Consider the following 21,275-nt stretch of genomic DNA (forward strand, 5'->3'; position numbering starts at 1 on the left):
GACGTCGGGCCCCGAGCGATGAGGCCATAAGTTTATCGCACCCCAGCGCAGCGCGGGCATGGTGCGCGGCGCTCGGGGGTAGAATCGTCGGGCGGCTGTGCGCGCGATGAGAGGAAAGGAGCGAAGGATGTCGCTGGAGGCGGTGCGGGCAAAGGGTTTGCTGGTCGATCGGGCCTGGATCGGAGGGCAATGGTGCGAGGCCGATTCGGGAAGGCGCTTCCCCGTCTTCGATCCGGCAAGCGGCGATCGCCTGGCCGAAGTGCCGGACATGGGAGAGGCCGAGACCCGGCGGGCGATCGCGGCGGCTGCGGCGGCGTTCGATTCCTGGCGCCGGAGCCTGCCTCAGGAGCGGGCGGTGGTGCTGTCGCGCTGGGCGGCTCTGATGCGCTCTTCGCTCGAGGAGCTCGCCACGCTGGTGATGCACGAGCAGGGGAAACCGCTCGCGCAGGCGCGCGGCGAAGTGGCGCACGCGGCGGCTTTCGTCGAGTGGTTCGCCGAAGAAGGGAAGCGCATCTACGGCGAGATCATGCCGACCAATCGGGCCGACCGGCGTTTCCTCGTGCTGCGTCAGCCGGTGGGCGTGTGCGCGGCGATCACGCCGTGGAATTTTCCTGCCTCGATGATCACGCGCAAGGTGGCGCCGGCGCTGGCGGTGGGCTGCACCGTGGTGGTGAAGCCGGCCGAGCAGACGCCGCTCACGGCCCTGGCGCTCGCGCGGCTCGCCGAGCAGGCTGGTATGCCGCCCGGGGTGCTCGATGTCATCACCGGCGCCGATCCAGCGCCGATCGGCCTGGCGCTCACGTCCGATCCTCGCGTGCGCAAGATTTCTTTCACCGGCTCGACCGAGGTCGGGCGGCTGCTGATGGCGCAAAGCGCTGCCACGCTCAAGCGCCTGTCGCTGGAGCTGGGAGGGGACGCTCCCTTTCTCGTGTTCGACGACGCGGATGTGGAGGCCGCGGTGCAGGGGGCGATCGCCTCGAAATACCGCAATTCGGGGCAGACCTGCGTGTGCGCCAACCGCATCCTGGTGCAGGCGGGGATCTACGAAGCGTTCGTGCGCCGCTACGTCGAGGAGGTAGAGAAGCTCGCCGTCGGGCCGGGATGGCAGCCGGGGGTGACGGTGGGGCCGCTCATCGACGAGGCGGCGCTCGACAAGGTGGAGGCTTTGGTGGCCGACGCGCGCGAAAAAGGGGCGCGGCTCTTGTGCGGCGGTCGGCGCGCGCAGGGGCTTTTTTACACGCCGACGGCGCTCGAGGGGATCACGCCCGACATGCGCATCGCGCACGAGGAGATCTTCGGGCCGGTGGCGCCGCTCTACCGCTTCGAGACGGAGGAAGAAGGCATCGCCTTGGCGAACGCCAGCGACTACGGTCTGGCGGGATATCTGTATGCGCGCGACGTGGGCCGCATCCTGCGCGTGGCCGAGGCGCTCGAAGTCGGCGTGGTCGGGGTCAATACCGGCTCGACCTCGAACGAGGCGGCGCCTTTCGGCGGCATCAAGCAGTCCGGCTTTGGGCGCGAGGGCTCGAAGTACGGCGTGGAAGAGTATCTCGAGCTGAAGTCGGTGTGCCTGGCGGGGCTGTAGGGAGGCGCGAAGGGTCGCTGGCGCGGCGAATTCACCCTTGCTGGGCGGCGAGCGCCCGGGCGGCGGTGCGCTGGTTCTCGCCCAGCGCCGCCAGGCCGATGCCCAGGAGCAGCAGCACGAAACCGAGCGCCTGCAGGCCGCCGAGCCGCTCGCCGAACACGAGCCAGGCGAGCAGGCTGCTGCCCACCGGCTCGCCCAGGGTGACGATGGCCACGAAAGCGGCCGAGACGTGGCGCAGCGACCAGTTGTAGGCCGTGTGCCCCACCACCTGCGGCAAGAGGGCGAGCAGCAGCAATGCCTGCCAGCCTGCAGAAGACCACCCCGAAAGCGGCGTGCCGCTGAGCAGGCAGGCGAGCATGAGGAGCGCCGCGGCGCTGGTGTAGACGCTGAAGACGTAGGCCGGTAGCGTGAGCCGAGCCCGCAGCCGGTGGCCCACAAGCAGATAGGCCGAGAAACACCAGGCGCCGGCGAGCGCGAGGAAGTTGCCCCAGAGGGAATCGGCGCCGCCCGTGTGCCGGTCGCTCCAGAAGATGGCTAGGCTGCCGGCGAGTGCGAGCGCCATGCCGGAAAGCAGCGTGCGGTTGAAGCGCTCGCGCAGGAAGAGGAAGCCGACGAGGGCGATCCAGATGGGGTTGGTGGTGACCAGCACCGTGCTCGAGGCGACCGAGGTGAGGGCGAGCGAGCGGATCCACAGCGCGAAGTGCAGGGCGAGGAAGGCGCCGGCGAGTAGCGCAAGCCCGAGCTGCCGCAGGGTCATGGCGCGCAGCGAGGCCCGGTCGAAGAGCAGGGCTGCGGGTGCCACGGCGAGCGCGGCGAAGGTGAGGCGCCATGCGGCCACGGCGAGCGACTCCACCCCCTCGCCCTGGGCGATGCGCGCGCAGATCGCCCCGGCGGCGATCGACAGCATTCCGCCCACGGCAACGAGATAGGCGAGTGCCCGGCGTTCTTTCATGAGACGGCGTCGAGGTAGGCGGCGCGCACCTGGGGGTCGGCGAGCAGTGCCGCGCCGCTGCCCTCGAGCACGATGCGCCCGTTTTGCAGGACGTAGCCGCGGTGCGCGATTTTCAACGCCTGCCGGGCATTTTGTTCTACCAGCAGGATGGTGAGTCCGTGTTCGCGGTTGAGCGCGACGATGGTGCGAAAAATGGTGCGGATGACGAGCGGCGCGAGCCCAAGGGAGGGTTCGTCGAGCAGCAGCAGGCGCGGTTCGCTCATCAGCGCCCGGCCGATGGCCAGCATTTGCTGTTCGCCCCCGGAAAGGGTACCGGCACGCTGGGTACGGCGCGTCTCGAGTACGGGAAAGAGCGAGAAGACCCGCTGCAGGTTTTCTTCGACGTGCGCTCCCTCGAGCGGCGTCGCGCCCAGCAGCAGATTCTCGTAGACGCTCATCTTGGCGAAGACGCGCCGCCCCTCGGGAACGAGCGCAATGCCGCGACGCGCGATCCGGTGCGGCGGCAGCGCCGTGATGTCCTCGCCCTCGAGCAGGATGCGGCCGCTGCTCGCGCGCGGCGTGCCGAAGAGGGTCGTCATCAGGGTGGATTTGCCGGCGCCGTTCGCGCCGATGAGCGTGACGATCTCGCCGGCGCGCACCACCAGATCGACTTCCACGAGCGCCTGGATGGGGCCGTAGTGGGCGCTGACGCGCTGGAGTTCAAGCATCGGCGGCCTCTTCGTCCTCTTCGCCCAGATAGGCGCGGATCACTTCGGGGTCGCGGCGCATTGCCTCGGGCGGCCCTTCGGCGATCTTGCGCCCGAAGTTCATCACCACCACGTGGTCGGACACGTTCATCACCACGCTCATGTCGTGCTCGATGAAGAGCAGCGTCAGGCCGTGTTCGTCGCGCAGCGCCGTGAGGAGTACGTTGAGCTCGGCCGATTCGCGCGGATTGAGTCCGGCGGCCGGTTCGTCCAGGCACAACAGGCGCGGGCGGGCGCACAGGGCGCGGGCGATTTCCACGCGGCGCTGGGTGCCGTAGGGCAAGGCACCCGCCGGTGTATCGGCAACGGCGGTGAGCCCCAGCTCGGCGAGCCAGCGCCGGGCGAATTCGAGCGCCTCGCGTTCGGCGCGCCGATAACCCGGCGTGTGCAGCAGGCCGGCCAGGGCGAAACGCGACGCCTGTGCGAGCGCATGATGCTGGGCTACGAGCAAATTTTCCAGCACCGTCATGCCGCCGAAGAGGCGGATGTTCTGGAAGGTGCGTACGATGCGCGCCTCGCGGGCGATACGGTGACCCTTGAGGCGGGTGAGGTCGCGCTCGCTACCATCGTCCTCATGCAGCAGGATGCGACCGGCGCTGGGGCGATAGAAACCGGTGAGGCAGTTGAAGAGCGTGGTCTTGCCCGCGCCATTGGGGCCGATGACGGCGGTGATCGCCCCCCGTGGCACCTGCAGCGAGAGTCCGTCGATGGCAGTGATGCCGCCGAAGCGCATCACGAGGCGATCCACCGTGAGGAGCGGTGTCATGGTGCGGCGCTCCGCTCGGGATTCAGCCGCACGGTGGGTTCGCGCCGCGCGAGCAGCCCCGTGGGTTTGACCGCCATGATGGTGACCATGGCCGCGCCGAAGACGAGCATGCGGTAGTCGGCGAACTGGCGCCCCAGCTCCGGCAGCACGACCAGCACCGCCGCGGCGAGCACCACGCCGAGCTGCGAGCCCATGCCGCCGAGCACGACGATGGCCAGAATCGTGGCCGATTCGCTGAAAGTGAAACTTTCCGGCGAGATGAACCCTTGGCGGGCGGCGAAGAACACGCCGGCAAAGCCCGCGAGCATCGCCCCGGTGGCGAAGGCCGAGAGTTTGACGGTGGTGGTGTTGAGTCCCAGGGCCTTGCAGGCGATCTCGTCTTCGCGCAGCGCTTCCCATGCCCGCCCCGTAGGCAGCACGCGCAGGCGGCTGATGAGGGCGTGCGTGAGCAGCGCCAGCACCACGATGAGATAGTAGAGAAAAATGAAGCGGTGCATGGGCGAGAATTCCAGCCCGAAGAATTCATGGAAGGTTCGCCCCTCGGCGCTGCGCGCGAACGCCAGGCCGAAGAAGCTCGGGCGGGGAATGCCGCCGATGCCGTTGGGTCCGCCGGAAAACGAGGTCCAATTGAGCAGCACGATGCGGATGATCTCGCCGAAGCCCAGGGTGACGATGGCGAGGTAGTCGCCGCGAAGCCGCAGCACCGGATAGCCGAGCAGGATGCCGAAGAGCGCCGCCAGGGCGCCCGCCGCCGGCAGCGCCTCCCAGAAGCTCCAGCCGAACTGGGTCGATAGCAGCGCATAGGTGTAGGCACCCACGGCGTAGAACGCGACGTAGCCCAGATCGAGCAGCCCGGCGAGACCCACCACCACGTTGAGCCCCCAGCCGAGCATCACGTAGATGCCCAGCGTCGTGGCCGTGTCGATCACATAGCGGTTGTCGGCGAAGAAGACCGGCAGCAGGAGCGCCGCCGCCAGCAGGCTCGTGCCGGCGGCACGGCGCAGCACGGCGTCCCCGCTCGAGAAGACGGCGCGCTTGCGGGCCGGTCTGCGGCTGCGCCAGGCATCAAGCGCCGCCCGCAGCAACAGCCGCCCAAAGAAGAGCGCCGCGAGCGTCGCCCCCCACGCCCCCCAGCGGGTGCGCACGGTGAGCGCACCTCCCTCTTCGACGGTGACGAGCCCGATGAAAGGCAAGGCGAGCAGCCCGCCGAGTACCGTGACGGCGAGCGCGTCGCGCAGGCGCAGGGCAAGCGGCGAAGACGCAGAGATCACGGCGGCGGTCATCACACTTTCTCCACGTCGGGTTTGCCCAGCAGCCCCGTGGGACGAAAGAGCAGCACCAGCACGAGGATGGAGAAGGTGGCTACGTCTTTGTACTCCGGCGAGAGGTAGGCCGACCAGAACGCCTCGACGAGGCCGATGAGGAGGCCGCCCAGCATGGCGCCGGGAATGGAGCCGATGCCGCCGAGCACTGCGGCGGTGAAGGCCTTGATGCCGGCGATGAAGCCGATAGAGAAGTCGATCACGCCGTACTGCAGCACCGCCATCATTCCCGCTACGGCCGCCAGCGCCGCACCGAGGATGAAGGTGAGCGAAATGGTGCGATCGACGTCGATGCCCAGCAAGGCGGCCATTTTGGGATCCTGCTCACAGGCGCGCTGCTGGCGGCCGAAGGAGGTGCGTGTGATCATCCAGGCAAACCCGGCCATGACGATCAGCGTGACGACGACCACGGTGAGCTGTGCCCAGCCGAAGGTGACGCGGAAGTCGTCGGCCGACCACAGCGTCACCCCTCCCTGCCACAGCGGTGGCACGGACTTGATGCGCGCACCCTGGGTGAGCTGGACGTAGTTCTGCAGGAAGATGGACATGCCGATGGCCGAAATCAGCGGAGCGAGGCGCGGCGCCCCGCGCAGCGGCCGGTAGGCGATGCGCTCGACCGCCCATCCGTAGAGGGCGGTGAAAGCGACCGACACGAAGAGCATGGCGAGCAGCACGAGCGGCGTCGGCCCGATCCCCAACGCGGTGCACAGCACGTAGGTGAGCACCGAGAGGAAGGCGCCGATCATGTAGATCTCGCCATGGGCGAAGTTGATCATGCCGATGATGCCATACACCATCGTGTAACCGATGGCGATGAGGCCGTACATCGCCCCCAGGGTCAGCCCGTTGATGAGCTGTTGCAGCGCGTAGCCCAAAAGCGTCTCTCCCTCGTGCGTCCACCCGTGCCTTACTCGGCGTAGTCGTAGCGCCCGCCGGTCCACTTGTAGATGGCGAAGGCCGGTTTCTTCAGGTCGCCTTTCTCGTCGAATTCGAGCGTGCCGATGGCCGTGTCGAATTTCCCTTTGCGCAGTACCGGCTCGAGCTTGGCGCGCTCGACCCCGCCGGCCTGCGTCACGGCCTGCTCGAAGAGCTGCAGGGCGGCGTAGGCATAGAGCACGTACCCCTCGGGTTCGATCTTGGCGGCGCGGAAGCGCTCGACGATGGGCGTGGCCTGCGGATTCTTGCGCGGATCGGGCGTGAAGGTGAAGTAGACGCGATCGGCGAACTTGCCGGCGGCGGTGACGAGCTCGGAGTTGGTCATGGTGTCGCCGCCCACGATGACGAGCGGCAGCCCCACCTGGTCGGACTGGCGCAACAGCAGCGCGACCTCGGTGTGGTAGCCGCCGTAGGCGAGCACGTCGACGCCGGCGTTCTTGAGCCGCGTGACGATGCCGGAATAGTCTTTCTCGCCGGCGGTGATGGATTCGCGCAGCACCGGCTCCTTGCCGGCGGCTTTCATCGCCTTGGCGATCTCGTCGGCGAGCCCCTTGCCGTAGGCGCTCTTGTCGTCGAGCACGGCGACTTTCTTGTCCTTGAATTTGCTGGCGATCCATTGCCCGATCACCGAGCCTTGCTGGTCGTCTCGCCCCATGATGCGGAAGAGGTTCTTCAGGCCGCGTTCGGTCACCTGCGGGTTGGTCGATACCGTGGCCATCACGATGTCGGCGTCGTTGTAGATGTCGGAAGCCGGGATCGTCGAGCTGGAGCACCAGTGGCCATGCACGAACTGCACTTTCTTGTTCACGAGCGCATTGGCCACGGCCACGGCCTGTTTGGGATCGCAGGCATCGTCGCCGTATTCGAGCTTGATCTTCTGCCCCAGCACGCCGCCTTTGGCGTTGATGTCGGCGGCGGCCGCTTCCGCTCCTTTCTTGATCTGGTCGCCGGCGGAGGCGTATTGGCCGGTGAAGGGGCCGGCCACGCCCACCAGCCAGTCGGCGTGGGCAAGGAGCGGTGCGGCAAGGCCGGCGGCGAGGGCGAGGGTGCGCAGCGGAGTCATCGGAGTCTCCTTTCTCGGTGTGGGTAAGAACGGCGCTCGGAGGGGGTGCGGCGCGAAGGATAGCGTGCGCCGCGCTGCCTGCCTATTGGGGTTTTCCCGCCTCAATCCTCCAGCGTCATGAGGCTCGCGTTGCCGCCCACCGCGGCCGTGTTGATGCTGAGGCTGCGCTCATGGATCAGCCGCTCGGGGCGGTAGGGCGGAGTGAGCAGCGGCACGATCGGCCCGGGACGCTCGGCAAGCCGCCTGCGCCACAGGGCGGCGAGCGCGGCTTCCCCCTCGAAGAGCAGCAAATCGATGGGTTCGGCGAGCAGGTCTTCGCTCAGGCGGCAGCGGGCTTGCAGGGAAGCCGGCAGGTCGTGCCGGATGCGCTCGGTCTGCGGGTTTGCGGGCAGCACGAGCGGGGCGCCGTTGGCGAACGCCGTCACGATCTGGCCGGCGTAGCCCTCGGGCGTGGTGGCGAAGCCGCCGATGAGATGGCGCGGCAGGAAGCGCAGGCGATTCTCCTCTCCCGTTGGACCGGGCAAGAGCAATTCCTTGCCGACGAGCGAGCGTCCGCGCCAGGCTTCCAGCGTTTCGAGGAGCCGCTGCCTCGTTTCGGTGCCGAAGAGCGCTTCGCCACGGGCTTCCAGCCAGTCGCGCAGCGGGCCCAAGTCTGGAGGTTCGTGCAGGAGCCGGGCCTGGGGAAAGCGCGGCTCCGGGGCGCGCGCGAGCAGCCGCAGCAGGTAGAGCGGCCCGCCGGCCTTGGGGCCGGTGCCCGAGAGCCCCTCGCCGCCGAAAGGCTGCACGCCCACTGCGGCACCGATGATGGTGCGATTGACGTAGAGGTTGCCGACGTGGGCGCGCCGGGCGACGAATTCCACGGTGCCGTCGATGCGGCTGTGGATGCCCATCGTCAACCCATAGCCCGTGGCGGAGATCTCGTCGAGCAGGGCGTCGAGTGCTTCGGCGCGAAAGCGCTTCACGTGCAGGATGGGGCCGAAGCGCTCGCCGCCGATCGCTTCGATGCGGTCGATTTCGATCACCGTGGGGGCGACGAAGGTGCCGGCAGCGCAGGCGGACGGCGGCTCCAGCCTGTGCACGCGGTAGCCGGCGCGGGCCATGCGCTCGACGTGCGCTTCGAGCGCGGCGCGGGCTTCGTCGTCGATCACCGGCCCGACGTCGGTACGCAGGTCCCGCGGGTCGCCCAAGCGCAGCTCGCGCAGAGCCCCGAGCAGCATGGTCAGGGTCTTGTCGGCGATTTCTTCCTGCAGGCAGAGCACGCGCAGCGCCGAGCAGCGCTGCCCGGCCGAGTCGAAAGCGGAGGTGATCGCGTCGGCCACTACCTGCTCGGTGAGCGCGCTCGAGTCGACGATCATCGCATTGAGCCCGCCGGTCTCGGCGATCAGCGGCACTTCTTCCTCGCGTGCGGCGAGCGTGCGCTGGATGGCACGCGCCACGGCGGTGGAACCGGTAAACATCACGCCGCGGATGCGCGGGTCGGCCACCAGGCGCGCGCCCACCGTCTCGCCGCGCCCGGGCAGCAGCTGCAGCGCTTCGCCGGGGATGCCCGCTTCGTGCAGCAGCCGCACGGCCTCGAAGGCGGTGAGCGGCGTCTGCTCGGCGGGTTTGGCGAGCACGGCGTTGCCCGCCGCGAGCGCCGCGGCGATCTGGCCGACGAAGATCGACAAGGGGAAGTTCCAGGGGCTGATGCACACCACCGGGCCCAAGGGGCGCAGGTTCGGCTCTTCGTCGGCAAGGCGGCGGAGCTCGGCGGCGTAGTAGCGGCAGAAGTCGACCGCCTCGCGGATTTCGCCCACGGCGTCGGCCCAGGTCTTGCCGGCTTCACGCACGATGAGCGCCAAGAGCGCGTCGGTGTGGGCTTCGAGCGTATCGGCCGCCGCCTCGAGCCGGCGGGCGCGCTCTGGTGGCGGGGTTTCGCCCCAGCGGGCCCGGGCGGCGATCTCGAGAGCCGCCTCGATCGCCGGTTCGTCGGCTTCGATCGCCTTGCCAAGCAGGTCGGACCTGTCGGCCGGATTGCGGCAGGGCAGCTCGAGGGCTCCTTGGCGCACGGTTCCCCCCACGAGCGGAGCGGCCGTGCGCCGGATCGTGTCCTCGGCGGCGATGCGGGCCGCGAGCCGGCGCTGGGTGGGACGATCGGCGAGGTCCAGCCCCAGCGAATTGCGCCGCAGCGGCGCAAAGAGTTCGGGCGGCACGGGGATGTTGGGGTGCGGCGCGCCGCCGAGCGTCCGGGCGCGTGCCACCGGGTCGGCGAGCAGCGTTTCCAGCGGCACGTCGGCGGCGATGCGGTTGACGAAACTCGTGTTGGCGCCGTTTTCCAGCAGGCGGCGCACGAGATAGGGCAGCAGCGTCTCGTGGCTGCCCACCGGGGCGTAGATGCGTACCTGGCGGTGGCGTTCGGGGTGCCCGACGAGCGATTCGTAGAGCGGCTCGCCCATGCCGTGCAGGCATTGGAATTCGTACTCGCCGGGCTGCCAGCGCTCGCCGGCCAGATGGAAGATCGCCGCGAGCGTGTGTGCGTTGTGCGTGGCGAATTGGGGGTAGACCACGTCGCGCGCGGCGAGCAGCCGCTTCGCGCAGGCGAGATAGGAGACGTCGGTATAGACCTTGCGCGTATAGACGGGGTAGCCGGTGAGCCCATCGACCTGGGCGCGCTTGATCTCGCTGTCCCAGTAGGCCCCCTTGACGAGACGAATCATCAGCCGGCGCTCGCGTGCCCGAGCCCGAGCCACCAGCCAGTCGATGACGAAAGGGGCGCGTTTCTGGTATGCCTGCACGACGAAGCCGAGCCCGTCCCAGCCGGCGAGCTCGGGGTCGGCGAGCGCCGCATCGAGCAGGTCGAGCGAGAGCTCGAGCCGGTCGGCTTCCTCGGCGTCGATGTTCAGACCGATGTCGTAGCGCTTGGCGAGCCGGCACAGCTGCAGCAGGCGCGGCAGCAGCTCGGCGAGCACGCGGTCGGGCTGGGACCAGTGATAGCGCGGATGCAGGGCGCTCAGTTTCACCGAGATGCCGTTGCCGTCGATCACGCCGCGCCCGGCGTCGCGCCGGCCGATGGCGTGGATGGCGTGCTCGTAATCGGCCAGATAACGCGCGGCGTCTTCGGCCGTCATTGCCGCTTCGCCCAGCATGTCGAAGGAGTAACGGAACCCTTTCTGCTCGAGCGGCCGCACGCGATCGAGCGCTTCCTCGATCGTGCGGCCGGTGACGAAGGTTTCACCCAGCAGGCGCATGGCCACGTCCAGCCCCTTGCGCACCAGCGGCTCGCCGCCGCGCGCGAGCAGGCGCGTGAGGGCGGAGGAAAGCGCCTTTTCTTCGGCAAGGGAAACGAGCTTGCCGGTGACGACCAAGCCCCAGGCGGCGGCATTGACGAAGATCGAGCGGCTGCGGCCCAGATGCTCGCGCCATTGGCCGCGCGCGAGCTTGTCGCGGATGAGGGCATCGCGCGTGGCGGCGTCCGGGATACGCAGCAGCGCCTCGGCCAGGCACATGAGCGCCACGCCTTCGCGGCTCGAGAGGCTGAATTCGGCCATCAGTGCGGCCACCCCGCCCTGCTTGCGCTGACGCTCGCGCAGGGCCTGGGCGAGTTCGGCAGCCAAACCTTCGATGTGCGGCAAGAGATCAGGCGGCCAAGCGGCCTCTTCGACACGGGTCGGTACACAATCTGGTTCCGGCGGCCGGGTGGCGAGCGCGATGAGGTCGCGCCGGGGGTCCGCAGGCGCTGCGGAGGCGGGAGTGAAGCTCATGGCGTCTCCCAAGAGAGGGGGGTGCGCCGATTATAAACCGTCCGGATGGAGGCATTGACGGAGCGCCGGAACCTCGTCGATCTTCCAGTGCGCCACCGCCCAGGCAAGGAGCTCCGCGGGCGGCGCGCCGCGCAGTTCCGCTGGGGGCGTATGGCCGAGAAAATCGAGCGCCTGGGCAAGGCGCACGCTCGCTTCGGCGGCTTCCAGTGGCCGGGCGCGCGTCTGCTTCGAGAGCTTGTCGCCGCGCGCGTCGACGGCCACCGGCAGGTGCGCATAGCGCGGCACCGGCAGGCCAAGGGCGCGATGCAGGGCGATCTGGCGCGCCGTGGAGCCGAGCAGGTCGGCGCCGCGCACCACGTCGGTGACGCCGCCGAGCGCATCGTCGATCACCACCGCGAGCTGATAGGCGAAGACGCCGTCGGCGCGCTTGACGACGAAGTCGCCCACCTCGCGCGGCAGATCCTCGACGACGCGCCCCTGGATGCGATCATCGAACACCACGCAGCCTTCGGCGCGGAAACGCCAGGCCCGCGCCGTTCTGCCCGGCGGCAGCCCCTCGCGGCAGGTACCGGGGTAGAGCGTGCTGCCATCGATCGCCCGCGGCGCCTCGGCGAGGTCTCTGCGGCTGCAGCCGCAGGGGTAGAGCCACCCCCTGTCGCGCAGCGTCGCAAAGGCGGCTTCATACTGCGCCAGATGCCGGCTCTGGTAGGCGACTTCGCCGTCCCAGGAAAAACCGTAGGCTTCGAGCGTGCGCAGGATGTCGGCATCCATGCCGGGAATGGCACGCGCCGCGTCGAGATCGTCGATGCGCACGAGCCAGCGCCCGCCGCGCGATCTCGCGTCGCAATGGCTGGCGAGCGCCGCCAGCAGCGAGCCGAAGTGCAGCCGGCCGGTAGGGGAGGGGGCGAAGCGGCCGACGACGGGGGAGGGCGGAGCGGCACGGGGCGGATGTTTCATCGTCGCTTGCGGCATGGCGGGGAAAGATGGCATGCTCGATCCTACTACGAGACGTGTGCAAGGAGAGGGGGATGGAGGAACGGCCCGTGCAGGGAAAGGACGGTGCGGCGTATCGGCTCCGGGAAGTGCCCCGCTGCCGGCGGCTGCCGCTGCGGGGTCTGGAAGAATCGTGCGTGCGCGAATGGGGGCCGGAAGGCGGGCTGCCCGTGTTCCTGCTGCACGGCTGGATGGACAGCGGTGCCACCTGGCAGTTCGTCGTCGATGTCCTCTTGGAGCAGGCGCCATCCTGCCGTCTGATCGCCCCGGACTGGCGCGGCTTCGGCGACAGCGCCTGGTGTGCCCACGGCTACTGGTTTCCCGACTATCTGGCAGACCTGGAGGCGCTGCTCGAAGCGCTCGCGCCAGGGAAAGAAGTCGTGCTGGTCGGGCACAGCATGGGCGGCAACGTCGCCGGGCTCTATGCCGGCATCCGCCCGGAGCGCGTGCGCGCGCTCGCCCTGCTCGAGGGCTTTGGCCTGCCGGAACATCGGCCCGAAGAAGCGCCGCGGCGCTACCGCGCCTGGTTCGAGCAGCTCTCGGCTCCGCCGGCCTTGAAAGCGCCCGAGTCGATCGAGGAATTCGCGCTACGCTTGTGTCAGCGGCATCCGAACCTGCCGCTGGAGCGGGCGCGCTTCGTGGCCGACTCCTGGCTGCGGCTAGCCCCCGACGGGCGGCTCGCCTTCCGCGCCGATCCGCGGCACAAGATCCTCAATCCCATTCTCTATCGTCTGGAGGAAGCCAAAGCCTGCTGGCGCGCCATCACCGCGCCTTGCCTGTGGCTGTGGGGCGAGGAATCGGAAATCCCCCGTCAGCTCGCTGCCGACTGGGAGGCGCGCAAGGCGTGTTTCCGTCGCTGGGAGGGTAGGACGATCGCCAAGACAGGGCACATGATGCACCACGAGCAGCCCGAGGCGGTCGCGCAGGCACTGGGGGAATTCATCGCCCGGACGGTGCGGATTCCGGGCTGACGTCCTTGGTGGCTCAGTCGATCACTTCCCAGCGACCTTCACCCACGGCGCATGCCTTGCCGCGAACTTTTTCCTTGCGTCCGTCGCGGGTGATCACCGCCTCGTAGTGTCGGCACTTGCGCCCGTTGCGGACGAATTCGTCGAGCGGGGTGACGGCGTAGGCCACGCCGTAAGGAGCGCGCCAGCTCACGGTCTGCCCCCGTTTACCCAGTTCCAGCGTGTGGCCGAAGCACGCCCGATCCTCTTCGTCCATGTCCCGCCCCAATTCGGCGCCGAGTACCGCCCCGAGCACGCTGCCGAGGATGATCGCCGCCGCGCGCCCGCTGCCGTCGCCGATCTGGCTCCCCACGACGGCGCCGGCCATGCCGCCCAGGGCCGCACCGAGCGCCTCGCGGTTGCAGCGTCCGGCATAGATGCCGAAATCATTGCCCCATTTTTTTCCCGAATACCCCAGATAGAGCGGGTCGTGCTGCTTGCGCCAGCCGTGGGCCGGGGCCCAAGAAGGAGGATCGGCAAGCACGGGGGCTGGCAGTGCAGAGGAGAGGAGGGTGGCTGCGGCGGCAATCAGGATGCCACGTGAAAAAGGACGTTCCATCGAAAGACTCCAGGATGTCATGCCGAACGATGCAAGATTATCTCGTGTCGTCGGTCGTGGCGCATCATTTTTTCAGACGGTAACTCAATTGCGGCCGCGTCAGCCCGAGCAGACGCGCTGCCGCCGAGAGATTGCCGCCGGCGCGTTCCACTGCGCGGTGCAAGAGCATGCGCTCGAAGGATTCGAGGGGAACGCCTCGTTCGATCAACGCGTCGGCGAGATCGGTGTGGGTCTCCCTGCTCTTTTCCTCCAGTCCGCCGCTCGTTCCAAGCACGTGGGCGCGCGTCTCCTCGCTTCCGTTGCCGACGAAAAGATGCTCGACCTCGATGGTGCCGTGGTTGGGTGCGAGAATCACGCCCCGTTCGATCACGTTCTCCAACTCGCGCACGTTGCCCGGCCAGTGGTATGCCTTGAGCGCCAGCATGGCCTTGTCGCTGATGCCGGTGATCTTCTTGCCGTGCAGGCTCTGGAAGCGCGCGATCATCGCCTCCACGAGCAGCGGGATGTCGGAGATGCGCTCTCGCAGCGGCGGGATGTGGATGGGGTAGACGTTGAGCCGGTAGAAGAGGTCGCGGCGAAAGCGCCCTGCCTCGACGGCCTGGTGCAAATCGACGTTGGTGGCCGCGACCAGTCGAACGTCAATCTTGCGCACCTGCTCGCCCCCGAGGCGTTCGATCTCCCCTTCTTGCAGCACCCGCAGGAGTTTTGCCTGGGCCGCGGGCGAGAGCTCTCCGACCTCGTCGAGAAAGAGGGTGCCACCGTTGGCGCGCTCGAATTTGCCGGCACGCGGGGCATGGGCACCGGTGAAGGCGCCGCGCTCGACGCCGAAGAGCTCGGATTCGATCAGCTCTTCAGGAATGGCCGCGCAGTTGACGGCCACGAAAGGCCCGTTTTTCCGCGGGCTGAGCTCGTGCAGCGTGCGCGCGAAGCGCTCCTTCCCTACGCCGGTTTCGCCCAACAGCAAGACGGTGACTTGTGTCCCGGCGGCGCGCTCGAGCAAATCGTAGGTGCGCAGAAACGCGGCAGAGGCACCGATGAGCTTGGGGACCCGGCGCGGTTCGACCAGCCGCTCGCGCATGCTCTCGATCTCTTCGCGCAATTCCAGCAGACGCCCGACGATGGGATCTTCCTGAAAGAAACCGATCAGCTCCGGCGCGTCGCTCCATTCTTCGGCCGGCTTGCCGACGATATGGCAACGCTCCTGTCCCATCGCTGCACAAGCGGTCTCCCGAAAGACGATGAAGCGGTTCATGAAGGCCGAGGTATAGCCTGAAGCATAACCGATCATCATCCAGCAGGCCGGCTCATCGCTCGTGCCGATTCCCTGCAGATGTGCCTGCGCTTCCCACGAGTGCTCCCAGGCGAATTCGCCGTGAAACGTTCCGTCTTCGAGCTCGATCGTGAGGGGGATGACGCGGGCGCTGCCCTCGAGCATGTGCAGCTGGGGACCGACGACGAAAGCGTCGCGCAGCGTGCCCTGCGGTCGGGTTTTCTTCGCCAGCTCGGCGTCGCGCATCCCGGAGACGAACCCCATGCGGGTGAGCAGCCGCCTCGCCTGCACCTTCCCGACCGAGGCGACCAATTCCTTGCGCAAGGCCGCAAGCGCTCCGACGTGCAGGAGCAGCATGCGATGTTCGCCGAGCCAGATCAAACCCTCTTCGGGAAGAAAACGCAGCAGGCTGCGCAGATCGGAGCCTTCCGGATACTGGATCGTCGCCATTTCCTCTCCTCGGTGGTTCGGCGTCTGGGCGCCGTGGTGTGCAGGATGTCCGATGGGGATGATGGTACCCGCGGACCTGTCCGCAGCGTCTGTCGTTGCGTTGAGGATGGTTGTTATGATTAAGTCATAAAAAGGGTGTTTGTCGTGTTGCAATGCAATAAATTTGTTGTATCAAATGATCAATGCGCTTTGGCGAATTTTATCAAAAGATCAGCCTGTACCGGAAAAATCTCGAGAAATATCGGTGTTTACGAGAGATTATTTTTTGGCACTGAAATTGCTACAAGGGAGACGCAGGACGAACCTAGGGCAGAAGCGGAGAAAAGGTATGAAACCTGCAGCAGAAGCATTCGACGTCGGGCGCAAGTTCGTGCGCGTGCTGGAGCGGCGTCCCGACGGGCTGGTGGCCTTCGAGTTCGCCATCGGTGAGCCGGATCTGTGCGTCGACATGCTGCTGCCCGCCGAGGCGTTCGCGCGTTTCTGTGAGGAGCAGCAAGTGATCCATCTGGAGGGAGCGGCACGTGAAGACGGGCTTTCCGACTGGGATTGGAGCATGCGCACGGCGGCACAGCAACGGTTTCGCTGAGCATCATTCATTCGAAAGAGGAGGAGAGGATCCATGCAAATTGATCTGCGAACGGTGACGATCAAGCCACTGCGCCATACGTTCGACCACATCGCGCGCTATCTCGGCACCGACAAACCGGTGTCGCGCTACCTCGAAGGCAGCATCGGCATCCAGCCGAAGGACATTTTCCACTACCGCCCAACCTGGGAGCCGGAGCGGGAGATCTTCGATGAGGGACGCACGAAGATCCGTATGAAGGATTGGGATGCGCTCAAGGATCCGCGCCAGTTCTATTACGGTGCCTATACCAGTGCCCGGGCCCGGCAGCAGGATACGGCCGAGGCCAATTTCGACTTCGTCGAATCGCGCGGCTTGGTCGAGGCGCTACCCGAGGAGGTGCGGCAAGCCGCCATCGCGCTGCTCGTGCCCCTGCGCCACCTCGCTTGGGGAGCGAACATGAACAACGCCGCCGTTTGTGCCTACGCCTATGCCGCAATGGCGGCGCAGGCAGCCATCTACCAGTCGATGGACCAGCTCGGCATCGCGCAGTACCTTACGCGCATCGGGTTGCTCTTGGGAGACGTGGAGGCGCTGTCGGCGGGCAAGCAAGCTTGGATGAACGATCCGGCCTGGCAGCCGCTGCGTCGCTACGTCGAGGACAGTTTCGTCGTCAAGGATCCTTTCGAGCTGCACACGGTGCAAAACCTCGTGCTCGACGGGCTGCTCTACCCCCTGGTCTATGACACGATCGTCGATCAGGTCTTCGCCGCGCGCGGTGGGGCGGCGATTGCCATGCTCACCCAGTTCATGACCCAGTGGTCGGCGGAGACGCGCAAGTGGGTCGATGCGACGCTGAAGGCGATCGTGACGGAATCGGCGGAGAACCGCAGCATCGTGCAGGATTGGGTCGATGCTTGGCTTCCCCGGGCGAAGGAGGCCTTGTTGCCGGTGTCGGCGATCGCCGTGTCCGAGCAAGCGCCGGCGCTGCTCGATGAGGTGATGGAGGGGTTTGCCCAGCGCCTGGCCAAGATCGGCCTGTCGGCCTGAGGGAGGAAGAAGATGTCGACCGTATTCATCGCCTTTCAGACGAACGAAGAGACCCGCCCGATCATCGAGGCCATCGTCGAGGACAACCCCCACGCGCGCGTCAATGAAGCACCGGCCATGGTGAAGATCGATGCCGATGGGCGGCTCATCGTCAAACGCAGCTCGATCGAGGAGCGCCTCGGGCGCGAGTTCGATCTGCAGGAGCTGCACATCAACCTCATCTCGCTCTCTGGCAACATCGAAGAGGACGAAGATCAATTCGTGCTGGTTTGGAAAAACTGACACCGGGAAGGAGCAAGGGACATGGATATGCAAGTGGCGAAAAAGAAGCTTGGCCTGAAGGAGAAGTACCAGGTCATGACGCGGGATCTCGACTGGACCCCGACCTACCAGAAGATGGAGGACATCTACCCTTACGTACACTACGAAGGCATCAAGATCCACGACTGGGACCGCTGGGAGGACCCTTTCCGCCTGACGATGGACGCCTACTGGAAGTACCAGGCGGAAAAGGAGAAAAAGCTCTACGCCATCATCGACGCCTATGCGCAGAACAATGGGCATCTCAACGTCACCGATGCGCGCTACATCAACACCGTCAAGCTCTTCCTCACCGGGGTCAGCCCTCTGGAATACATGGCACACCGCGGGTTTGCCCACGTCGGGCGGGCTTTTCCGGGGCTGGGGCCGCGCGTCGCCTGTCTGATGCAGTCGCTCGACGAGATGCGCCACTTACAGACCCAGGTCCACGCCATCTCCAACTACAACAAGTATTACAACGGATTCCACGATTTCCGGCAGTGGTACGATCGGGTCTGGTACCTCTCGGTGCCGAAATCCTTCTTCGATGACGCGATCACCGCGGGGCCGTTCGAATTCATGGTCGCCATTGGGTTTTCCTTCGAATACGTGCTCACCAATTTGCTGTTCGTGCCTTTCGTCTCGGGTGCGGCCTATAACGGCGACATGGGAACGATGGCCTATGGCTTCTCGGCCCAATCGGACGAGGCGCGGCACATGACGTTGGGGCTGGAGGTGATCAAGTTCATCCTCGAGCAGGACCCGGACAACCTTCCGATCGTGCAGCGCTGGATCGACAAATGGACCTGGCGCGGCTATCGGGTACTGACGCTCGTGGCGATGATGATGGACTACATGCTGCCCAAGCGCACCATGAGCTGGAAGGAAGCCTGGGAAATCTACTTCGAGGAGAACGGCGGGGCGCTCTTCCGGGATCTCTCCCGCTACGGCATCCGTATGCCCAAGTGCGCGGAGACGATCGCACTCGAAAAGGATCATCTCTCGCACCAGGCCTGGTGCACTTTCTACAACTACACCGCGGCCACGGCGTTCCATACCTGGATACCGACCGAAGACGAGATGCAGTGGCTCTCGGCAAAATATCCCGAGAGCTTCGACAAATACTACCGCCCGCGCTGGGATTTCTGGCGCGAGCAGGCGGCCAAGGGGAACCGTTTCTACAACACCACCTTGCCGATGCTGTGCCAGACCTGCCAGGTCCCCATGCTCTTCACCGAGCCGGGCGATCCGACCAAGATCTGCTATCGCGAAACCGATTACGAAGGCATGAAGTACCACTTCTGCTCGGACCACTGCAAGGAGATCTTCGAGCACGAGCCGGAAAAATACGTCCAGGCATGGCTTCCGGTACACCAGATCTACCAGGGCAATTGTTTCCCCGAAGGAACCGATCCCACGGCCGAAGGATTCGATCCGCTCAAAGCGGTATTGCAGTGGTACAACATCGTCCACGGTCGTGACAATCTCGACTTCGAAGGTTCGGAAGATCAGAGGAATTTCGCCGCCTGGCGTGCCCAAGCCACGCGAAACGTTTGAATAAGATCATTCTTTTGACATGAGACGACGGTACCAAAGTAACCGTCGTCCTTTAGGGAAGGAGACCGACATGGCCGTTGCCGCCATTCGTGAATATTCGTTCGCACCGCTCGACCTCGAGGAGAAATTCCACGGGAACCGCCTCCTCTACGTGGGTTGGGACGATCACCTGATGTTCTGCGCCCCGTTGGCTTTTCCCTTGCCGCCGACGATGCCCTTCCGCGATCTGGTAGAGAAGGTGCTGCCGCCTGCCTACAGCTACCACCCCGATTTTGCCCGCATCGATTGGGCGGCGGTGCAGTGGTTCAAATCCGGCCAGCCGTGGCAGCCGCAATGGGACGAGAGCCTGGAGCAGAATGGGTTGCGCCACAAGGACGTGATCCGTTTCCGTACGCCGGGTCTGACCGGCCTGCAGGGCTCGTGCAGTTGAGCGCGACTCGAATCACCGGGAGGAAGGGATGAGCCATCAGCTGACGATCGAGCCGCTCGGCCAGACGATCGAGGTCGAGGAGGGACAGACCATCCTCGATGCGGCGCTGCGCGCCGGCATCTGGCTACCGCATGCCTGTTGCCATGGTCTGTGCGCCACCTGCAAGGTGCAGGTGCTCGAAGGGGAAGTCGATCATGGCGAGGCATCCAACTTCGCCCTGATGGATTTCGAGCGGGAAGAAGGAAAAACGCTTGCCTGCTGTGCCCGGCTGGAAAGCGACGTAGTGATCGAAGCGGAGATCGATGAGGAACCCGATGCCGAGATCATTCCGGTGCGCGATTACACCGGCACCGTCAGCCGGCTCGTCGAGCTTACGCCAACCATCAAGGGCGTTTTCATCATGCTCGACGAGCCGCTGCACTTCCAGGCGGGGCAGTACATCAACCTCGAGATCGACGGTGGACGGCTCACTCGGGCGTTTTCGCTGGCCAATCCGCCTTCGCGAGCAACGGAGGTGGAACTCAACGTTCGCTTGGTGCCCGGAGGAGAAGGGACGACCTGGATCCACACGCAGCTTGCCGAAGGCGACCGTATCCGGCTCTCCGGCCCCTACGGTCGCTTCTTCGTGCGCAAGTCCGCTCCGGGCGACCTCATCTTCATGGCGGGTGGCTCGGGGCTGTCGAGCCCCCGTTCCATGATCCTTGATCTGCTGGAAAAGGGAGATCGGCGCAACATGACGCTCATCTACGGGCAGCGCCGCCGCGACGAGCTCTACTACCACGAGGAGTTCGTCGAATTGGCCCGTCGCCATGCCAATTTCCGCTATGTGCCGGCACTCTCCGAGGAACCGACCGAGTCTGCATGGGAGGGGTTCCGCGGCTTCGTGCATGAGGCGGCCAAAGCGGCTTTCGGTGGCGATTTCCGCGGCCACAAGGCATATCTGTGCGGGCCGCCGAAGATGATCGAGGCGTGCATCGCCACCCTGATGCAGGGAAGGTTATATGAGAGAGACATTCATACCGAGAAGTTCATCTCGGCGGCCGACGCGCAACAGGTGCGCAGCCCCTTGTTCCGCACCCTGTGAGGGAGAAGCGCCGATGGTGGTGCGTTCAGGGGCGCAGGGTGAAGAAGTCGCGCGGCATGTGCCGGACGGCTTCGAGCGTGCGCAGGATGTGCTCGCGCAGCACCGCTGCGGCCGCATCGGCGTCTCGCCGCAAGGCCGCTTCGAACAGGGCTTGATGTTCCGCATGGACGTCGCGCGGGATGGGGCGACGGAACACGCTCAGGCGCCGGTAGCGCTCCGACTGGCGATAGAGGATGGCCTGGAAATGAAGCAGCCAGCGCGAGGGGCAAGCCTGGATCAGACTCTCGTGGAAGAGGCGGTTGCGCAGCTCCCATTCCGCCACCACTGCGTGATCCTGATCCAGGCGATCCTCGGCGCGGCTCAGCAGATGAAAGGCCGAGACGAGCTTCGCTTCCCATTCCTCGCCGCCAGCCTGGATCGACTGGCGCAGCGCCTCGGTCTCGAGCAGGACCCGCGTGCGGGTGATGTCCTCGAAGTCGGTCAAGGACATCGGCGCGACGCGAAACCCCCGCTGCCCTTGCACCAGCACGAGGGCATCGGAGACCAGGCGCAGCAGGGCTTCGCGCAAGGTGCCCGCGCCTACGCCGTAGCGGTCCTTGAGATGTTCGACGCGCAGCTTCTCGCCCGGAGCGAGGATGCCCTCGACGATGTCGTCGCGCAGGCGCTGATAGGCCGCTTCGACGAGGGTGGTCGGTTCTGGGGGAGACGGTATGGTTCGGTCGTTCATGGGAATGAAGGAAAAAGTCGAGTCGCATTATAGCCGACTCGAGGGTGCAAGAGCGCTTGCAAATCTCGAAATTTTGTGCTGTAATCAAAAAAAAAGATATGGATCGATAAACAGGAGGAAGGGATGGAGCTGGAGGTTCCGACCACGACCCTGAGCTGGGAAGCGGGACACGC

Annotated in this window: 19 protein-coding genes; 8 read left to right on the plus strand and 11 right to left on the minus strand. The window is 66.2% G+C overall.

Going from position 1 to position 21,275, the window contains the following annotated elements; all coding sequences use genetic code 11:
• The first annotated feature begins 127 nt into the window (after window positions 1-127).
• On the plus strand, window positions 128-1,585 hold the full coding sequence (locus EPD82_RS03500; protein WP_141055368.1) for an NAD-dependent succinate-semialdehyde dehydrogenase: 1,458 nt from the start codon (window positions 128-130) through the stop codon (window positions 1,583-1,585).
• Window positions 1,586-1,616: 31 nt separating this feature from the next.
• Here the strand turns inward: EPD82_RS03500 and EPD82_RS03505 are convergent, their stop codons facing one another.
• The 8 genes from EPD82_RS03505 to gluQRS all read right to left on the minus strand — a co-directional run bounded on the left by EPD82_RS03505 (window position 1,617) and on the right by gluQRS (window position 12,100).
• Entirely contained in the window at window positions 1,617-2,537 is a 921-nt protein-coding gene (locus EPD82_RS03505) for a DMT family transporter (RefSeq protein WP_141055371.1), read from the minus strand.
• Window positions 2,534-3,244, minus strand: a complete 711-nt coding sequence (locus tag EPD82_RS03510; protein WP_141055374.1) for an ABC transporter ATP-binding protein — start codon at window positions 3,242-3,244, stop codon at window positions 2,534-2,536. The genes EPD82_RS03505 and EPD82_RS03510 overlap by 4 nt, the downstream gene beginning before the upstream one ends.
• On the minus strand, window positions 3,237-4,049 hold the full coding sequence (locus EPD82_RS03515; protein WP_141055377.1) for an ABC transporter ATP-binding protein: 813 nt from the start codon (window positions 4,047-4,049) through the stop codon (window positions 3,237-3,239). Before EPD82_RS03515 ends, EPD82_RS03510 begins: the two co-directional genes overlap by 8 nt.
• Entirely contained in the window at window positions 4,046-5,332 is a 1,287-nt protein-coding gene (gene livM / locus EPD82_RS03520; RefSeq protein WP_141055380.1) for a high-affinity branched-chain amino acid ABC transporter permease LivM, read from the minus strand. Before livM ends, EPD82_RS03515 begins: the two co-directional genes overlap by 4 nt.
• Window positions 5,332-6,246 (minus strand): ABC transporter permease subunit, encoded by a 915-nt coding sequence (locus tag EPD82_RS03525; protein ID WP_141055383.1) that lies wholly within the window; start codon window positions 6,244-6,246, stop codon window positions 5,332-5,334. The genes livM and EPD82_RS03525 overlap by 1 nt, the downstream gene beginning before the upstream one ends.
• A 32-nt stretch (window positions 6,247-6,278) precedes the next feature.
• Window positions 6,279-7,370, minus strand: a complete 1,092-nt coding sequence (locus tag EPD82_RS03530) for a branched-chain amino acid ABC transporter substrate-binding protein (protein ID WP_141055386.1) — start codon at window positions 7,368-7,370, stop codon at window positions 6,279-6,281.
• A gap of 101 nt (window positions 7,371-7,471) precedes the next feature.
• Window positions 7,472-11,110, minus strand: a complete 3,639-nt coding sequence (putA, locus tag EPD82_RS03535) for a bifunctional proline dehydrogenase/L-glutamate gamma-semialdehyde dehydrogenase PutA (protein WP_141055389.1) — start codon at window positions 11,108-11,110, stop codon at window positions 7,472-7,474.
• A 30-nt stretch (window positions 11,111-11,140) separates the two neighbouring features.
• Window positions 11,141-12,100: a tRNA glutamyl-Q(34) synthetase GluQRS gene (gene gluQRS / locus EPD82_RS03540; RefSeq protein WP_206202163.1), complete on the minus strand. Its 960-nt coding sequence runs from the start codon at window positions 12,098-12,100 to the stop codon at window positions 11,141-11,143.
• Between the two features lie 38 nt (window positions 12,101-12,138).
• On the opposite strand from gluQRS, the gene EPD82_RS03545 reads away from it, so the two are divergent.
• Window positions 12,139-13,074 (plus strand): alpha/beta fold hydrolase, encoded by a 936-nt coding sequence (locus tag EPD82_RS03545; protein WP_141055395.1) that lies wholly within the window; start codon window positions 12,139-12,141, stop codon window positions 13,072-13,074.
• Window positions 13,075-13,087: 13 nt separating this feature from the next.
• Here EPD82_RS03545 and EPD82_RS03550 read toward each other — a convergent pair whose 3' ends face one another.
• Window positions 13,088-13,669 (minus strand): RT0821/Lpp0805 family surface protein, encoded by a 582-nt coding sequence (locus EPD82_RS03550; protein ID WP_055422913.1) that lies wholly within the window; start codon window positions 13,667-13,669, stop codon window positions 13,088-13,090.
• A gap of 64 nt (window positions 13,670-13,733) precedes the next feature.
• Window positions 13,734-15,389, minus strand: coding sequence for a sigma-54-dependent Fis family transcriptional regulator (locus EPD82_RS03555; RefSeq protein WP_141055400.1), 1,656 nt, complete (start codon window positions 15,387-15,389; stop codon window positions 13,734-13,736).
• 328 nt (window positions 15,390-15,717) lie between these two features.
• Between EPD82_RS03555 and EPD82_RS03560 the strand changes: the two genes are divergently transcribed.
• The 6 genes from EPD82_RS03560 to EPD82_RS03585 all read left to right on the plus strand — a co-directional run bounded on the left by EPD82_RS03560 (window position 15,718) and on the right by EPD82_RS03585 (window position 20,375).
• A complete protein-coding gene (locus tag EPD82_RS03560; RefSeq protein ID WP_055422911.1) occupies window positions 15,718-15,975 on the plus strand; it encodes a phenol hydroxylase subunit in 258 nt (85 codons plus the stop codon).
• Window positions 15,976-16,008: 33 nt separating this feature from the next.
• Window positions 16,009-17,004 (plus strand): ferritin family protein, encoded by a 996-nt coding sequence (locus EPD82_RS03565; protein WP_141055403.1) that lies wholly within the window; start codon window positions 16,009-16,011, stop codon window positions 17,002-17,004.
• 12 nt (window positions 17,005-17,016) lie between these two features.
• Window positions 17,017-17,286: an MmoB/DmpM family protein gene (locus tag EPD82_RS03570; protein ID WP_055422909.1), complete on the plus strand. Its 270-nt coding sequence runs from the start codon at window positions 17,017-17,019 to the stop codon at window positions 17,284-17,286.
• 21 nt (window positions 17,287-17,307) lie between these two features.
• Window positions 17,308-18,861 carry an aromatic/alkene/methane monooxygenase hydroxylase/oxygenase subunit alpha gene (locus tag EPD82_RS03575; RefSeq protein ID WP_141055406.1) on the plus strand — a complete coding sequence of 518 codons (1,554 nt, stop codon included), beginning with the start codon at window positions 17,308-17,310 and terminating at the stop codon, window positions 18,859-18,861.
• A 70-nt stretch (window positions 18,862-18,931) separates the two neighbouring features.
• Window positions 18,932-19,291: a phenol hydroxylase subunit P4 gene (locus tag EPD82_RS03580; RefSeq protein ID WP_055422907.1), complete on the plus strand. Its 360-nt coding sequence runs from the start codon at window positions 18,932-18,934 to the stop codon at window positions 19,289-19,291.
• A gap of 28 nt (window positions 19,292-19,319) precedes the next feature.
• Complete coding sequence (locus EPD82_RS03585) at window positions 19,320-20,375, plus strand: NADH:ubiquinone reductase (Na(+)-transporting) subunit F (protein WP_141055409.1); 1,056 nt, start codon at window positions 19,320-19,322, stop codon at window positions 20,373-20,375.
• Between the two features lie 25 nt (window positions 20,376-20,400).
• On the opposite strand, the gene EPD82_RS03590 is transcribed toward EPD82_RS03585, so the two are convergent.
• Window positions 20,401-21,102 (minus strand): FCD domain-containing protein, encoded by a 702-nt coding sequence (locus EPD82_RS03590; protein ID WP_141055412.1) that lies wholly within the window; start codon window positions 21,100-21,102, stop codon window positions 20,401-20,403.
• Window positions 21,103-21,275 lie beyond the last annotated feature (173 nt).

This window comes from Tepidiphilus succinatimandens (assembly GCF_006503695.1).
In the GTDB taxonomy this organism is placed as follows: Bacteria; Pseudomonadota; Gammaproteobacteria; order Burkholderiales; family Rhodocyclaceae; genus Tepidiphilus; species Tepidiphilus succinatimandens.

Coding starts and splice junctions, on each gene's coding strand:
- EPD82_RS03590 (WP_141055412.1), bottom strand. CDS start 21,102: ATGAACGACCGAACCATACCGTCTCCCCCAGAACCGACCACCCTCGTC.
- EPD82_RS03530 (WP_141055386.1), bottom strand. CDS start 7,370: ATGACTCCGCTGCGCACCCTCGCCCTCGCCGCCGGCCTTGCCGCACCG.
- EPD82_RS03510 (WP_141055374.1), bottom strand. CDS start 3,244: ATGCTTGAACTCCAGCGCGTCAGCGCCCACTACGGCCCCATCCAGGCG.
- gluQRS (WP_206202163.1), bottom strand. CDS start 12,100: ATGCCATCTTTCCCCGCCATGCCGCAAGCGACGATGAAACATCCGCCC.
- EPD82_RS03585 (WP_141055409.1), top strand. CDS start 19,320: ATGAGCCATCAGCTGACGATCGAGCCGCTCGGCCAGACGATCGAGGTC.
- EPD82_RS03575 (WP_141055406.1), top strand. CDS start 17,308: ATGGATATGCAAGTGGCGAAAAAGAAGCTTGGCCTGAAGGAGAAGTAC.
- putA (WP_141055389.1), bottom strand. CDS start 11,110: ATGAGCTTCACTCCCGCCTCCGCAGCGCCTGCGGACCCCCGGCGCGAC.
- EPD82_RS03570 (WP_055422909.1), top strand. CDS start 17,017: ATGTCGACCGTATTCATCGCCTTTCAGACGAACGAAGAGACCCGCCCG.
- EPD82_RS03500 (WP_141055368.1), top strand. CDS start 128: ATGTCGCTGGAGGCGGTGCGGGCAAAGGGTTTGCTGGTCGATCGGGCC.
- EPD82_RS03555 (WP_141055400.1), bottom strand. CDS start 15,389: ATGGCGACGATCCAGTATCCGGAAGGCTCCGATCTGCGCAGCCTGCTG.
- EPD82_RS03545 (WP_141055395.1), top strand. CDS start 12,139: ATGGAGGAACGGCCCGTGCAGGGAAAGGACGGTGCGGCGTATCGGCTC.
- EPD82_RS03550 (WP_055422913.1), bottom strand. CDS start 13,669: ATGGAACGTCCTTTTTCACGTGGCATCCTGATTGCCGCCGCAGCCACC.
- EPD82_RS03580 (WP_055422907.1), top strand. CDS start 18,932: ATGGCCGTTGCCGCCATTCGTGAATATTCGTTCGCACCGCTCGACCTC.
- EPD82_RS03515 (WP_141055377.1), bottom strand. CDS start 4,049: ATGACACCGCTCCTCACGGTGGATCGCCTCGTGATGCGCTTCGGCGGC.
- livM (WP_141055380.1), bottom strand. CDS start 5,332: ATGACCGCCGCCGTGATCTCTGCGTCTTCGCCGCTTGCCCTGCGCCTG.
- EPD82_RS03505 (WP_141055371.1), bottom strand. CDS start 2,537: ATGAAAGAACGCCGGGCACTCGCCTATCTCGTTGCCGTGGGCGGAATG.
- EPD82_RS03560 (WP_055422911.1), top strand. CDS start 15,718: ATGAAACCTGCAGCAGAAGCATTCGACGTCGGGCGCAAGTTCGTGCGC.
- EPD82_RS03565 (WP_141055403.1), top strand. CDS start 16,009: ATGCAAATTGATCTGCGAACGGTGACGATCAAGCCACTGCGCCATACG.